This is a genomic window from Proteiniphilum sp., assembly GCF_040307845.1.
GTDB lineage: Bacteria > Bacteroidota > Bacteroidia > Bacteroidales > Dysgonomonadaceae > Proteiniphilum.
The window spans coordinates 1-15005 of the sequence record NZ_JAWRIS010000048.1 but is presented as its reverse complement, the minus strand read 5'-3'; the positions used below and the strand labels follow the sequence as shown (position 1 = coordinate 15005).

General features: G+C 38.4%; 9 protein-coding genes and 1 pseudogene. 6 read left to right on the top strand and 4 right to left on the bottom strand.

Annotation, left to right across the window (positions count from 1 at the left end; all coding sequences use genetic code 11):
• The 5 genes from istA to ABV001_RS11845 all read left to right on the top strand — a co-directional run.
• The coding region (gene istA, locus ABV001_RS11865; RefSeq protein ID WP_352423006.1) for an IS21 family transposase at positions 1 to 820 on the top strand (820 nt) is incomplete at its 5' end.
• Positions 792 to 1373 (top strand): Mu transposase domain-containing protein, encoded by a 582-nt coding sequence (locus tag ABV001_RS11860; protein WP_352423005.1) that lies wholly within the window; start codon positions 792 to 794, stop codon positions 1371 to 1373. The genes istA and ABV001_RS11860, both read left to right, overlap by 29 nt.
• Before the next feature lie 15 nt (positions 1374 to 1388).
• Positions 1389 to 1511, top strand: a complete 123-nt coding sequence (locus ABV001_RS11855) for a hypothetical protein (RefSeq protein ID WP_352423004.1) — start codon at positions 1389 to 1391, stop codon at positions 1509 to 1511.
• 12 nt (positions 1512 to 1523) lie between these two features.
• Positions 1524 to 2249, top strand: a complete 726-nt coding sequence (gene istB / locus ABV001_RS11850) for an IS21-like element helper ATPase IstB (protein ID WP_323403469.1) — start codon at positions 1524 to 1526, stop codon at positions 2247 to 2249.
• Between the two features lie 139 nt (positions 2250 to 2388).
• Complete coding sequence (locus ABV001_RS11845) at positions 2389 to 2871, top strand: hypothetical protein (RefSeq protein WP_352423003.1); 483 nt, start codon at positions 2389 to 2391, stop codon at positions 2869 to 2871.
• A 27-nt stretch (positions 2872 to 2898) separates the two neighbouring features.
• Here ABV001_RS11845 and ABV001_RS11840 read toward each other — a convergent pair whose 3' ends face one another.
• The 4 genes from ABV001_RS11840 to ABV001_RS11825 are packed head-to-tail and all read right to left on the bottom strand — an operon-like array spanning position 2899 to position 13991.
• On the bottom strand, positions 2899 to 4020 hold the full coding sequence (locus ABV001_RS11840; protein WP_352423002.1) for a DNA cytosine methyltransferase: 1122 nt from the start codon (positions 4018 to 4020) through the stop codon (positions 2899 to 2901).
• Positions 4013 to 5086 carry a RecB family exonuclease gene (locus ABV001_RS11835; protein ID WP_352423001.1) on the bottom strand — a complete coding sequence of 358 codons (1074 nt, stop codon included), beginning with the start codon at positions 5084 to 5086 and terminating at the stop codon, positions 4013 to 4015. The genes ABV001_RS11840 and ABV001_RS11835 overlap by 8 nt, the downstream gene beginning before the upstream one ends.
• A complete protein-coding gene (locus ABV001_RS11830) occupies positions 5086 to 11154 on the bottom strand; it encodes a DEAD/DEAH box helicase (RefSeq protein ID WP_352423000.1) in 6069 nt (2022 codons plus the stop codon). The genes ABV001_RS11835 and ABV001_RS11830 overlap by 1 nt, the downstream gene beginning before the upstream one ends.
• Positions 11151 to 13991, bottom strand: a complete 2841-nt coding sequence (locus ABV001_RS11825; RefSeq protein WP_352422999.1) for a hypothetical protein — start codon at positions 13989 to 13991, stop codon at positions 11151 to 11153. Before ABV001_RS11825 ends, ABV001_RS11830 begins: the two co-directional genes overlap by 4 nt.
• Positions 13992 to 14453: 462 nt before the next feature.
• Between ABV001_RS11825 and ABV001_RS11820 the strand changes: the two are divergent.
• A pseudogene (locus tag ABV001_RS11820) lies at positions 14454 to 15005 on the top strand (hypothetical protein); the annotation flags it as partial.

Below are 15005 nucleotides of genomic sequence, written 5' to 3'. Positions count from 1 at the left end.
TGGTTACGGGATCAAGACGATCTCACGGGATCTGGGCATATCCAAAAACACGGTAAAGCGTTATTTGCGCCAGGCCGAATCCAAAGGGTTGCCACCGGAGGCGATAACTTCCCACAGCAACGAGTCATTGGAGCATATCCTGTTGGAGGATAATACGCAAGGCCGGGATAAGCTGCCCCAATTGCGACAACTTTTTCCCGATATCAGCAGCAAGCTGGAGGAAACAGGTTTCACCCTGCATTACCTCTGGTGCAAATACAAGGAGGCCTATCCCGGGGGCTACCAGTACTCCCAGTTCTGCCACCATTACCAAAAATACCGGGAGAGCAGGTCGGCCGTGATGCACTTCGAGCACGAGGCCGGGGACAAGATGTTCGTTGACTACGCGGGAAAGAAATTACACTACGTTGAATACGGCACGGGGGAAATCATCGAATGCGAGTTCTTTGTGTCCGTTCTCGGGCAGAGCCAATACACCTATGGGGAAGCTTCCCCCAGCCAGCAAAAGGAGGACTTCATCGCCAGCGTGCAGAACGCGCTGCATTACTATGGCGGTGTTCCCAAAGTGTTGGTCCCCGACAACCTGAAAAGCGCCGTGAGCAAAAGCAGCAAGTATGATCCCGGGCTGAACGAAGACTTTCTGGACATGGCCAACCATTACGGATGTGGCGTCTTGCCCGCCCGCAGCCGCAGGCCCAGGGATAAAAGCCTTGTCGAGAACCATATCCGCACGCTTTACACGAGGGTGCACGCCGAACTCTCGGGGATGGACCTTCTTCTCGCTGGAAGAGTTGAACGGGGCCATACTCCGGTGCCTTGAAAAGCATAACTCGACCCCCTTCCAGGTCAGGGATCACTCCCGCAGGCAGGTGTTCGAGCAAACCGAAAGGGAAGCGTTAAATCCCCTGCCGGGCGAACGTTTTGAAATAAGGAAGACGAGACAGGTGACAGTCATGAAGAACTGCCATGTCCAACTTTCCGACGACAGGCATTACTACAGTGTCCCGTACCGGCATATCGGGGAGAAGGTGAAGTTGAGCTACACCTCGAAGGAGGTCAGCGTCTATCTCAAAGGCGAACGCGTGGCCTTCCACCTGAGGGACAGGAAACCCTACAAGTACACCACCATCAAGGAGCACCTGCCTTCGCACCACCGGTTCGTCTCGGAGTGGAACCCGGAGAAGTTCATCAATTGGGCCGCCGGGATCAGTCCCGAAGTTAAAACCTACATAGAAGGCGTACTCTCGCAGAAGAACTACCCTGAGACACTTTACCGTGCCTGCGTGGGGATACTCTCCTTCGCCAGAAAGCTGGGCAAGGAGCGCCTGGTGACAGCCTGCAGGATGGGGATAAGGATGGAGACCTACAACTAAGGGTTCATATCGAAGGTGCTGGCCAACAATACCGACAAGCTATGGGCGGAAGGGGAACAGGCGGCAAGGAAACAAAAACTTCCCGGGCATGAAAACCTCAGGGGAAGCGATTATTATAAAGACATATGTAACGATTAAAACAAAAGGAACATGAATGAAGTGACATTGGAAAAAATGGGACGGCTCCGCCTGTATGGCATGCAGTCCTCCTTCAGGGCTATCCTGGAGAGTAAGACATCGGGGCAGTTCACCATCGACCAGATGCTGGCAACCCTGGTCGAGGCCGAATGGGAAGAACAGGAGAACCGGAAAACGGACCGGCTGGTAAAAAACGCGGGGTTCCGTTACCCGGCATCCCTTGAAGAAATAGACTACTCGCATCCGCGCAACCTGGACAGGAACCAGGTGCTCCGGCTGGTGGACTGCAATTACCTCGAGAGGGCGGAGAACGTCCTGGTGACAGGGGCCACCGGGTTAGGGAAAAGCTACCTCATATCCGCCCTGGGGTACCAGGCATGCCTGATGGGTTACAAGGTGCTGTACCGCAATACACAGAAACTTTTTAACGCATTACGAATAAATAAAGTGGACGGCTCTTACATGAAAGAGATCAAGCGGATTGAAAAGCAGGACCTGCTCATACTCGATGACTTCGGCTTGCAGCCATTGGACAACATAAGCTCATTGACATTAATGGAGATCATTGAAGACCGGTTCGCTAAAAAGTCCATCATCATAGGTTCGCAACTTCCCCTGGAAAAATGGTACGACATCATAACGGAAAAGACGGTTGCCGATGCCATTTTAGACCGATTGTTGAACGCATCACATAAAATAACACTCAAGGGAGACTCCCTGAGAAGAAAAAAACGATAATTTTGTCCTTGCCTTTTTTGATAAATCAAAAAAGGATGACCTTCGGAGTGCCCTCCGGGAGAACGCAGGGGGTCAACATCCCGGACAGGGGGTCAGCATCACCGGAATATGCAAAGTACATAAAGTAGCATTTTCACCGTTGATATTACCTGAAGATATAGAAGTAGAATTGCGTAAAAAGTGGCCAAGAAAAAAACGTCAAGAAATGGAAAGGCGATGGTCGTTTTCTGAGATTATAAATGAAATCACTATGAAATATAGGGGAACTCCTCTTGAAAGTATTGCGGCTTTGAGTTACGGATATAGGATGAGTAGTCATGTCATACATGGAGACGAAACAGCTATACAGATAATAGAGGAAAGAAATAATCGTTCAGAGGAAGATAGAGATAAAGCTTATCGAGGACATTTTCTTCGGTTATTTAGTGATTGTCTTGCGTTTACAACTCTAACTGGGGCTTTGACTATGTCATATTTAAAACTGAATAAAGAAATGGAATATTTTTTAGAGATAATGCAGGAAGTAAAAATAGTCGAAGGCTTAGAAGCCAAATATAAAGGTAAGGTATTCGAAGAATCTTATTATGATAGATATAGATCCACGAGCAAACCTCACAGTTAGCATTATGATAAGAATTAGCAAGAAAGTTTATTGTATTAAAGGTATAAATTCTTTAACAGCACACGCAACAGCTTCGGCAAGAGGAACAGGAACACCATTACCAATCATTTTGAATTTTTTTGATAATGGCAATTCCTTAGGTAAAACATATTCATCGGGGACACCTTGGATTCTTAATGCCTCTCGTACAGATAAACGTCTGTGTAAATACGGGTGTAAATGAACTTCGTTGTTCCCATAACAGGTAGTAGGGCTATATTTAAAACGATGGAGTCTTTTGAAAGATGGCCTATTGGTTTCTCCTTCATCAATCGCCCTTAAATTAGTTTCAGTTATATAGAGATTAAAGAATTCATTAGCATTCGGAGTTGTACTGATTTTATTATCCGGGACTAAGCAGTTCTCAACGCATAACTCTAATGGTACGTCTTGAGGTTTAACCAACGATTCTCCGAATGGGACCTGTTTCCCCCAATTGTATCTTGTTGCAGCATTTTGGTATTTTTCATTAACAGGAAAAGGGAACCATCTCCCAAATGGATCTAACTGAACAGATCCATTTTCTATAAGGTCTTTTCTAAATCCAACAAAAAACATACGTTCCCTATGTTGGGGAACACCAAAATCCAATGAGTTTAGCTTTTCATAGTCAATGTAATATTCTTCTTCAACCCTTTTCAGTAGGGATCGTAAGAATTCTTTTGTATCTTTTCGTTTAGTCAAGCCGGTTACATTCTCCATTACAAAAAATGTAGGATTTAGCTCTAAAATCCTATCAAAAAACACAATCGTAAGTTTTCCCCTTTCCCCTTCAAATCCTTTTAATGAACCATTCATACTAAAATCCTGACATGGTGGTCCTCCAATCATTCCAAAGTGGTCAGGCTTCCCGTCAGGGAATGCTTCTTCAATAATTTCCTTTGAACTTATTTCAGTAATTGATTTTGTATTGAAGATTTCAGCTTTGATTCCGTTTCCTTGCGATTTCCTCCACGAAGTAATCCCTGCCGCATGGAGCTTTGCAAATGTCTCATCAAATTCATTTGTCCATACAATTTCAAATCCAGCTTTTTCGAACCCCATGTCCATGAATCCTCCGCCCGAAAAGAAAGAAAGGATAGGAACTTTATTTTCATTGAGCTTACTCATATATCATTGTCGTATCAGTAACAGAATAAACATATTCTGCTGCCTCTTTGGTTACATTGTAAATTCTTATTTGTTTACTTATGTTCTTGTTTAATTCATCAAAATCCTCGAAAGAAAAATTCTTAATAGTCATAATTTTATTCCCATTTTGTAGAAATACACTCACATTCCCATTCTGGAATATTCTGACATTTTTAATTACGCCTAAAACATCATTAAATGAAAAGTCTGCTTCATCAAGTTTTTGTTGAAAGAATGAGCATGCTGGCCTATATAGGCAATACTTGCAATTTTCTTCTTTGGGATGTGCAAGAAATGATCTTGTACTTATAGAACCGTTGGTCGTTTTCAAGAGGGTTTTTGCCTCATCAAAAACTCTTTTACACTCTTCTTCTGAAAAATCAATTGTAAATTTCTGTTTTGCCAGATCAACCAAACTCAGGCTTGTTGGAAATTTGTTAGTATTTTCAAAATACAAGTAAGCATACAGTTTGAGTTGCTCCTTGTATTCATTTTTCACATCAGAAAGAACCTCACCTTCATCATCTAATAAATCATGAGTAACAGTTCCTGTTTTAAAATCTATAATTTCTATATCGTCACCGGTTTCAATTATTAAATCGATCTTACCTCCAATCAATTTGTCTTGAGATTCAAACCATTTTTCAGAATAAAGATTTGTTTTTCCGGATTTTATTGGTTGCTCAAGATTGTTCCTCAAATATTTTTTTAGTTGAACTTTTTTTAATCCGAAATTTCTCAATTTTATTTTCAGGGGAACAAAAAAACTAAATCCTTTATCCCGTAAATCGTCTTCAAGTATTTTTACTTGTTTGGCAAATTCTATATTTAAATCATTCTCATTTTTTATAATTCCTTTTGCTGTCATTTCCAGCATCTTGTGTAGCACTGTACCGAAATAAGCATTAGGAGAAAGAGGAAGCAAGGGCTTTTTATCAAAGGCCTCTGCCAATAAAGACTTGTAAGCACAATTTTTCATCGAAAAAAACTGGCTTGGCGAAATCCGTTTAATCTCCTTGAAGCTTATTTCTCCAACTTTATTCATTACCTGACTATTAATCTTTCATAACACCATCCCGGTCTCCTGTGCAGGTTAAACGTATCTATAATACTTATTTTGCCACCGCTTTGAGCAACATATTCATCAATCCCTGCTTTTATCTCAGCCAACCAATTATCTTCCCTAATGTTTTTTAAATCCCAAAATGGGTGAACAATCATAATTACGTTTCGTTGATTTCTCCCGAATTTAATAATTGGTAGACCTTTTATCTCTGCTGTATTTGAGAACCCGAAACTTTGAGCAAATCCGTTTCTTAGTTCTGTCGCAAATGAAGGCCAATCTTTTAATTCAATAAAATCAAAGTTTCCGTCTGTACCGCAAACGAAACTTGAATCATTCATTACCCGAAGCAAGGATAAGCCTAAACGCCAATCAAGCAAACTATGGTAATTCATATTCCTGAATACTTTCAGGCAATCATAACACGCATCTTTGCACTTCCCCTGATGAATGCCTGATTGAATTTTCCCCAAGTAACTATTCGTATTGTGCGGGGATATTACTTCTGAAAGAATATTTTGGAAATTATTGTATAGGTATCTTACAAAACCTGAACCATTCGGTAATTCATCAGTCAAAATAATCTCGGCAATTCTCCTGTTCGTGCCATCATCGAGTACTTTCATTGAAATATCAGCAATCTCGATTTCGGTTGGATCGACATCAAGTTTATCCGCTAAAATTCGTTGAAGTAAAAATGCCGCCGAATAATACCCAGAACGTACCCCATTACTTTGCGCTTTGACGTGTGGCAAATCTGTTTCGCTAAAATACATATTCAGGTCGAGTTCCAAGGGGACAATTGACGGTGCAATCCTGAATATCTCTGTATTTTTATTACTGGCCAATGCTATTTGTTCATTCGCATTTGTCCCATTTGATCGAACAAGCATTGAAAAACCATTACTGTCATTTGTATTTACAGCAAAGTCATTCAATAACCACTGATTGTTAAACCAGAATCCATTAGAATTAAAAGGAAACTTGTTATTTGTACTGTAAAGTCCTCCTGTGAAAAACCTGTCGGAATTAGTGTTTACTCTCCAAGTAACATCATTATCTGAAATTGATATTGAGGCATTGCTTTTTATTTCTGTGTTTGCTGAACCAATTTTTTCCGCAAAAATGGGTGGACGTGAAAGTAAAAATTCAGAGTCATCCTTCGTATCGCTACCTGCGGAAAGATTTGTCCTATATGCTCTTGGCGATTTGAGCATAAAAGGACGTTGATATTTGGTTGGATTATCTTCTCCACAATTCGGGCAAACATCAAATTGATTTTGGCTCTCAAGTTCTATTTTTTGTACTTCTGAATATGTCTCAAAAAAACCACAACCCCTACAACGAATAAACCAACGGTTGAGTGAAAACGGAAGTTGGTTGTTGGTCTCAACATTAGTTACAATTCGATTCCCATTCCTACTTGTATTGATAAAATTACTTGTAAACCCAATTACTTGGTGAATTGCCTTATCTTTTGTCTTTTGTGCACCCGGAGCAAATTCATAAATTGCCATTGATTGCGCCCGGTCTATCGAAAGTGGTTCGTATTGGTCGAGGGATCTTTTGATACCGTGATACAAATTCTTAACAGTTGTCGGCATTCCAAACATCGGTAAAATTCCTCCTTCGGCTAATTTCTCAGAAATATCATTCGTGGCAATTTCTTCGTTATTGATTATACATTGAGCTTTCCCAATCAAGCCATTTTCTGTTGTGGTATCTGTTATCCAATTGATAAATTCTTCTCTTTTGTTTTGTAGTTGCTTAGGGAGTATAACATCAACGGTTGTTTCAATCGCTGTTCTATTTGTATTGATCCAATCAATTATTACTGTTTCGTAACTATTCCAACTATCAATAGAGCCAAACTCCCCGTGAACACTTGATTTTTCATCAGAAGTAATATCAATATCTTTTTCCACGTATGCCCTGCGTAAAATTTCTTTAGCAAGTAAACGTTTAGAAATCCTTTCCTGCCCCATTGTCAAGAAAGGGGTTGGGGGAGCATCCCCTGTTATTTTTTGTGGATTTGAGAAATAAAATTCATCGTGGCTCCGACCTCTACAAAAAGTCAAAATCACCGAATATGCTTGTCCCCGACGACCTGCACGACCTACCCTCTGTTGATAGTTGAAACGTTGTGGAGGCATATTACCTAACATCACGGCTTGTAATGCTCCAATATCTACCCCTACTTCAAGCGTTGTTGTCACGCTTAACAGATCAATAGTTTTAACTTGCCTATTCCCTTCATCTGGTAAAATAATATTCCTGAAATGTCTTTGTCTTTCAAATTGGTCATCCGTTTGTCCTGTAAGTTCTTCACAATGTAACCGGATTGGTGGACGTTGTTGTTTAATAGCGTTGTAAGAAAGATAATTCTCTTTCCAAAAATCATCACATATTCCAATATGTTGAGATTGTAAAGTTGTTGCAGAATAGGTACAAACCCCTCCACTAAAATGCAAATGAGGCCTATTCCCTCGTGGGCTACTCCATACTTTATCTGTTGCTTGTGCTATTTTGATGAAAAGATTTTCAATTTGGATGCCGGTATCACCTCGTAATAACCCACTTGTTGAAAGTGTGTTGAATACAGCCTCACCTATCTCGGTTTCTTGTTTTGAATACCGATTTGCAACGGCACGAATGTATTTTTTTACCTGTCCTGGCAAGTCATTGTATTGGATAAAATTGAAAGGGTTTGTATCTTCAACTTTGTTATGCTTGTATTTATCTCCTAAAATCCGGATTGTAGAATTTACAATTTGCAAAAAGTCATCTTTTGCTAACCCTACATTTCCCGATTGATCAGTAATAACCTCTAATTCAGGATTTATACATACATATCCCAATGCAGAAGATTCAAAGGAATAAAACAACGAGCCAAAAAACATTGAAGCAAGCCCGTTAAAAGTACCCTCTTTCAAATCATTGATATAGCTTTGGTCCGCACCACTTGTCCATTGGAAATTTGTAAAATCAATAAGGTCGTACCAAGGAACAAAATTATTGTTGAGTAACCTTGTTTGTAAAGAAATGTCGTTTCCACCCGGATTTATTCCTAACTCAACAAATTGTTTAACAAGTGGCGCTAGATTTACTGAATTAGTAATATCTACTAAACTCCTCACATTGAGGGTAAGTAAACGAATTTCGTTTAATTTCCTTAATGCATTTTCTCTTTCTTGCCTGTTTGGTGAATTAGAGTGGTAAATAAGAGTATTTATTTCATCGAAAATAAGCTGATGGTCTCTCGAATATCTTTCCTTTGCAGCCTCGTCCCTATTATCAAAAGCGCTAAGAATTTGAAAACGCAATATCAAATTAGAATGTAACTCTCGTACTAAAATTTCACGGATTAAATCAGTAAAGTGATTCCTTTCAATTCCATTTGCTATTTGTGCTGCATCTTCACGACTATCCGAAAACACAACTAACTTCCTTTGGGCTTCGTTGGCTGGAAGTTGATACATCAATTCCTTCGCAAACATCTGAGTTGTTTTAGCGAAACCGGTTCTAAAACCCCTGATAGATGAAGTTTTATTTTTGTTCCAATCTTGTCTTTTCTTTTGATGATTTATACCACAACAAGGACAAACACTCGGTAACGCTTTGTGAGTCTCAATTGTGGAGATATTTCCACTTGCATCTGGCAAAGCAATATCACGGTTTGAAGAATTTGTTATTGTGAAGTAATAACCTTTTATCCATTGTGTAGGAGTTTCATCGGCTTTATTGTGGGAAAAATTAATGTCCCCTGAAATACTATTAAGCGATGCTGGAATCCAGTTTGCCTCAAAATCGGTTTGATTAAAACCGTTCATAGTTGGTTGACGCCAATGGTTTTGTGATATTCCGGGCTCTGCATCGTGTGGGGTAAATTGTTGATTACCACAAGCCCAAAAAACTGCATACTCTTGATAACTTCTTTTCTCAACCAATTTCGCGGGTGTTTTTTCAGGAATTCCCTCTATATTGGGGCTGATAGGAAGCATTTCAAATGAATTGTTACCTGATTCATTCCTTGTTACTAACCGGCTACCGCCAAACAGCGTTGTCCCACAATTGTCACAGTAGAGCAATTCCAGAACACGATTTCCTTTCTCCGACCTTATCCGGGTTGTTGAATAAAGTTTCCCTGTCGTTCTTTCTGGGTCGTTATAAAGATCATCAACATCATCAGGTTTTACAGAAGCCCAAAGACCTTCAATGTTTCTAAAGAAATAATGAAACCTAAAACGCGGTAATTTTTTTTCATCAGGAATTGTTTCGACTATTTCTTTGAATTCCTTCTCGTCCAATATTGCCCGTAAAATCAGTAAACCTCGCAAGGCTTTTTCTAAATCAACTTTGTTAGCTGTATTTTCAAATATTGTTTCTGCAAAATATTTACCATTCACATCATCACCATTTGCTTGGATAGAACAAACAGCTTTATAATCTTGACAAGGTGAAAGCAACCTTTCTTTTAAATGAAAATCTGGATTAGTAATTACCGAAAGTAACTTTGAAATTCCATTTCCAGTTACTGTAATACTAAAAGCTGTTGCAAGTTCTATTGCTACAGCCTCACAAGTTGAAATGAAATTTTCTTCAGCAATATTTCCATTTGCCGTTGAGAATTTTTCTGCAATTTCTTTGAAAGGATTGATCGGAAGTTTTCTCCCATTTTCAGGAAATACAACGATTGGATTGTTCCTCCCTTCAATAATTTTGAACTTCCTTGTAAAATATTCATGGCTTACACCAAAGAAATCACAAACAAAATTTTTACTTGCCTCATCGCCTGCTTCCAATGATGCACTTGAAGCCAATATGCGCAACTGTGGATGATGGGGATGTAAACCTAAGCGATTTAGAACGAGTTTAAGTAAATACGCTACTTCTGTACCCTGGGTTCCCCTGTACAAGTGCAACTCGTCAATAATTAGATGGAAAATCCGGTTCGGTTTTTCTACCTCCCTTTGATTTTCCGGTAAATCTTCACAAGCCAACCATTGTTTGGTTTCCTCAAAAATTCCTTTATCAATATCGCGCATTAACATAATGCTCAACATTGAATAATTCGTAATCATAATATCTGGCGGCGCAACCTGCATATCAAAGCGACTACGCATCTCTGCACCATCCAAGCGTTGGAAAAACGATTTCAGATCTTTTGCATCGCTTCCTTCTTTACCCGCTTGTTGAATGTATTGTGTAACACGGTTTGAACCTTTTTCAATTTCCCGTAATTCCGCTTTGAGTTGATTTACTTTTTTAGTGTTAATTGTAAGTGTTCCATCGTCTCTTACTTTTTTCAATTCACCTGCAACTGGCGAACTTCCGTTGTATCTTCCAAAATAAATAGCATTACCATTTACATTTTCATTTAACCATGCTCTTGTATCGTCAGAATCCAGCGCTTTCCGTAGGCGACTCATTTGATCTTCCACTAGAGCATTCATTGGATAAAGAATTAGTGCCCTTACCCCAGCCTTTCTTGTTTCATGTTGGCGTTGTCTTACTTGATTACTTAAAGTAAAATTTGAGGTATTAACAATTTCTCTGGCAGGAAGTCCTCCATTTTCTTTCCACCAACTATTTATATTTGGTGATTTTTGATTTGGTGTTTGCCAATTAGTGAGTTCTTTTGAAAGTAGGGCAAATAAAGGAAGTAAAAACGATTCTGTCTTTCCAGAACCTGTACCAGACGTGATGATACAATTATTCCCGAGCAATGCTTGTTTCAACATTTCGGCCTGATGTAAATGTAATTCAAAATCCCCTACAAGACCAGTATCTACCAGACCTTTAAAAATTTTCGCTTCTGTTTCATTTAAAGCATTTCCCAAATCGTCAAGGGTTAGATCGCTTATTTTTTTGCCACTTGAAACATAATCAGGCAAAGGTTCAATCCACGGTTTACGATAAAGGACTTTGTCATAATTCAATAGATCGTAGCGTTCCTTCTCGACGCCCTCAAAATTTGTCCTGAATGCTGTTTTTACATAGCGGATAAAATTTTCTTTTATGATTTCAAACGAACCGATTGGATCTTTCATAATAGTCTATCTATTGGAATTTGACATAACTTCGACTTAAACAAATTTTGCATAAAAAGACCGTTAGCATTTTCATAAACTCGATACTGCTTCCCGTCTATTCCCTTTAAATCAGGAGCCAAGCCGCTTAATAGCATAATTGCTTTTGATAAAAGCTTCGGCAAAGGTGTTCCTATTGGAATGGCAACTTTATTGCTTGTACGATCGAACAAAATTACATCTTTATTATGATGTTTCAAAGCAACAAACCGCCCCCAGTTCTTGTCGATTTGATAACAGCCGTTGTCTTTCCATAGTTTATGTTGATAAGTGTACTCATTCAATTTATACTCAATCAGTGAAAATGTTTTGTCAAAAGAAGGTGTTTCGCTTCCGTCAAAACTTAGAGTTTCTATATTGAAAATTTTTCTTGCCCAGTCATAATCTTTTTCATCTGTCAGTTGCAGGGTATTTTCGTAATCGTAGATATCTGCGGAAAAATCGTATAATGCTATTTGTGGAAAATAATTACTTGAAAACTTAATCTGCAATTCATCTGCTAAAGCTTTTATATCTCTTTCCCCGTAATTATCAGTACTACTTCCAAAGGATTTTATAGTAATAGCATCGGGCAAAAGCATTCTTTCATTTGATGGAAATTGTTTTGTAATTTCCACTTGTAAGCCGTGTTCTGGAGCTTTACTTATGATAGTTTCAATCATTGCAGCATCCCTTGCGCCAATAAGCAAAACTTTCCGACCTTTTACTGTTGGGATAAAAACAAACTGGGGTGGATTCAGAACGATAGTTTTTGTTTCATAATCATAGTCAAGAACCCCGATAAAATCATAAAATCCCAATGATGATCTTTTTAGCTTGGATAGATTAAAGTCTGGATTTGAGTTAAATTCCAAGAATTCTTTTGAATAATAGAATTCAAAAGCTTGGTAAAAATCTTTGGCTGCAAGTTCACTTTTCAGCGAAAGAAAACTACAAAGTTTATTTCCATTATGGTTATCGAATACAGCGCTTGAAATACTGTTTGTATTATCTTGATTTGTTGAAGTAAAAACCCAACTTAACGGATAAAAATGACGCATGCTTGATTTCATCGGACTAATAATATTATTACCTAAACAATATTGCCCTGCATCAGACGTAATGCTTCCAAAAAAATTCCTTCTTGGTAACTTGGAAGCATCAATTCGAATTGCTGAATTATCTGAGGAAGCAAGATTATATGCAAGCTCATTCCCAACAAAATTCTCGTTCTCAACTTTAATGTAAAAGTCGGTGTTTATCGCTATTCCTTCCGATAGTAACCAGCGGTTATTAAGAGACGTTTTCTTAGAAAGAAATATCATTTCTCCTGTATCTTTGTATTGCAGATACACTTTTTCATCACCGTTTGAGTTTACGATCTCGACTTCAGGTAAAAAATCATTACTATAAGTTCTAAAATTCACTTTCAATCCGCCAATTAAGTCAATACGTTTTTCGGTATAGAGTGTGAGACGTGGAATCTCGGGGAGCCCTTGCGTTGGATTACGGAGCCAAAATAAAGAATAATTTTCAGGTAGTCCTCCAAAATCTTCTTCTCTAAAATCTCCATTATTAAATGTTTTTCCCCACTCTTTGATTAGTTCCTTCTTTTCATTTCTACATAACAGATACATTCGATCTGTCTTTGACAAAGTGTTTGTTTCAATCCAAAAATCATTACTTAATTGAAAGACTCCCGCACTCACAAACAGTCTCACATCTTGAATGGGTGATTTAGCTACCCATTTGTTGAAATTATCTTTAAGTTCAAGTCCTTCCTTGAAATCTAATGGAATTGTTCTTGACCAACCATTTATCTCATATAGGTTCTCAAATTCACCAAACTTTAAATCTTCAGGATAATCGTTTGATGAATACATTCGGTACGAAAATTCAATTTCTTCGTCATTTGTGTTTACTTTAAACTGAAGCAATAAAGACGCAATTATATAGTTTCTTTTCTTTCTTATGACTGTCCCTTCTTCAATTTCTTGATGCGTCTCACCAGTCCATTCTTTGTATTGATGCTGTATTGTCTGGATAATGGAGTTTGACAACTCATCATTTTTTTTCAAAAAGTCTAATGTAACCTTAGGTATTAAATCCGTTCTGCTATTCTTTATTTTTTCTTGTAGAAAGCGGTCATCATAAATCGTGTCAGGAACTAATCCCATAGATTCAAATAATTCCGGTAACCGGTTTAACAATTTCGGAGGTAACACGCATTGTGAAAAAACTTTCCCTACGTAAATCCAATTAATATTTGTAAATGGGATAACATTGAATAATCCCAAATCACCATTGTTTTTTACATTTGCCCAAATAGATAAATCTTCCCACAAATTATTTATCTGGTTGTTTCTAAAATCAGTTGTGCCTATTTCTTCATTTATCTGATTGATTTGCAGGAAAGCATTTAGCCTTGCATAATAATTATTTGCTCTTATATTGTCATCTTTAATGTTCTCTATTAATGGAAGTACAAGAAAAACCAGGTATGCAATATAGGTAGGATAGCAAACTGGGACTCCATCAATCTCAAGTGGGCTGCCGTCTGGTCGTTTATGATATAAAGAGTTATTTTTGGAATAGGCAAATTTTGCTTTTGCTATCACATTTCCAGTTGACCAGGGAATGCCACGCTTAATAGAATTTATAAAGTCATCCCAGATATCTTCGTCTTTTTCGTCCTCTAAGTATTTTCTTCCTAAACCAATTAACTCACCCTTAGTTAAATACAGATAAACATCTTTCCCTGCATTTGCCGGATTGAAGAAAAATGCTGATATGATATTATTCCATTCTAAATACTTCATCTTGTAAAGATTTTCAGATTTATATTGGTTACAGTAGTCTATTCTTGATTTCTGCCCTCTTTCTTTAACTATATTAGTTCATCAACTTCACGATCCAGAAAAATATAACTATCCTCTTCCTCTTACTATATCTTTTAAATAATGTAATTTCAATGCAGAGAATAGATTATCGGATCCCCCTCTATATATACTTATTCTGCAAATATACCTAAAATCTTTGCAGAAAAAAATATTACTTTGTTAATAACGCTAGTGTCTAAAATTCAAGAGTACTTATAAGTTAACACACTATTCTTTTATTTATCGTATATGAATTTTCTTTTCAGTTTTGATGTCAATACTTCGGTAAATATTTAATAACTAATTAATATACAGATATATATGGACAAAGTTTAACATAAAAAAGTAGGTCAAGTCACTGATTTTCAGTATCTTTATAGCTGATCAAAGACTATTAAAGAAGTGAAAAGACTCAGCGTACTTGACCAATATAGAGGTATCTGTAATGATGTCCTTGGTGAACTAACAACGAAGTTACACAAAAGTTTCAAAACATTCCTGATGGAGACACTGATTTTATATATGGTCATTCCCGGAAGAATCAACTTCCTTCAGTTGGGAAGATATGGCAGATCGTGTGAACAACGTTTCCGCCAGAACTTCTCGAAGGATTTTGACTGGTGCGGGTTTAACCTGTCTCTCTCCGAACGCATGCTGACCGGGAATCGAAAGGCGATAGCCGTTGATCCCAGTTTCATATCCAAATCGGGAAAGCATACCCCATGGATTGGTTACTTCTGGTCGGGTGCCGCGGGGCAGTCCAAGCGTGGACTGGAGATACTTGGAATCGGACTGGTTGATATCGACAACAATGACTGCATCAGCCTTCAGGCGGTCCAGACACCGGACAGCCAGACATTGGAAAGCCGGGATTCAAACCTGATTGACTGGTATCTGCAGGTATTGGGCTCGAAGAAGGAGCAACTCCTGCGGGCAAGCCGCCACGTAGTTGCC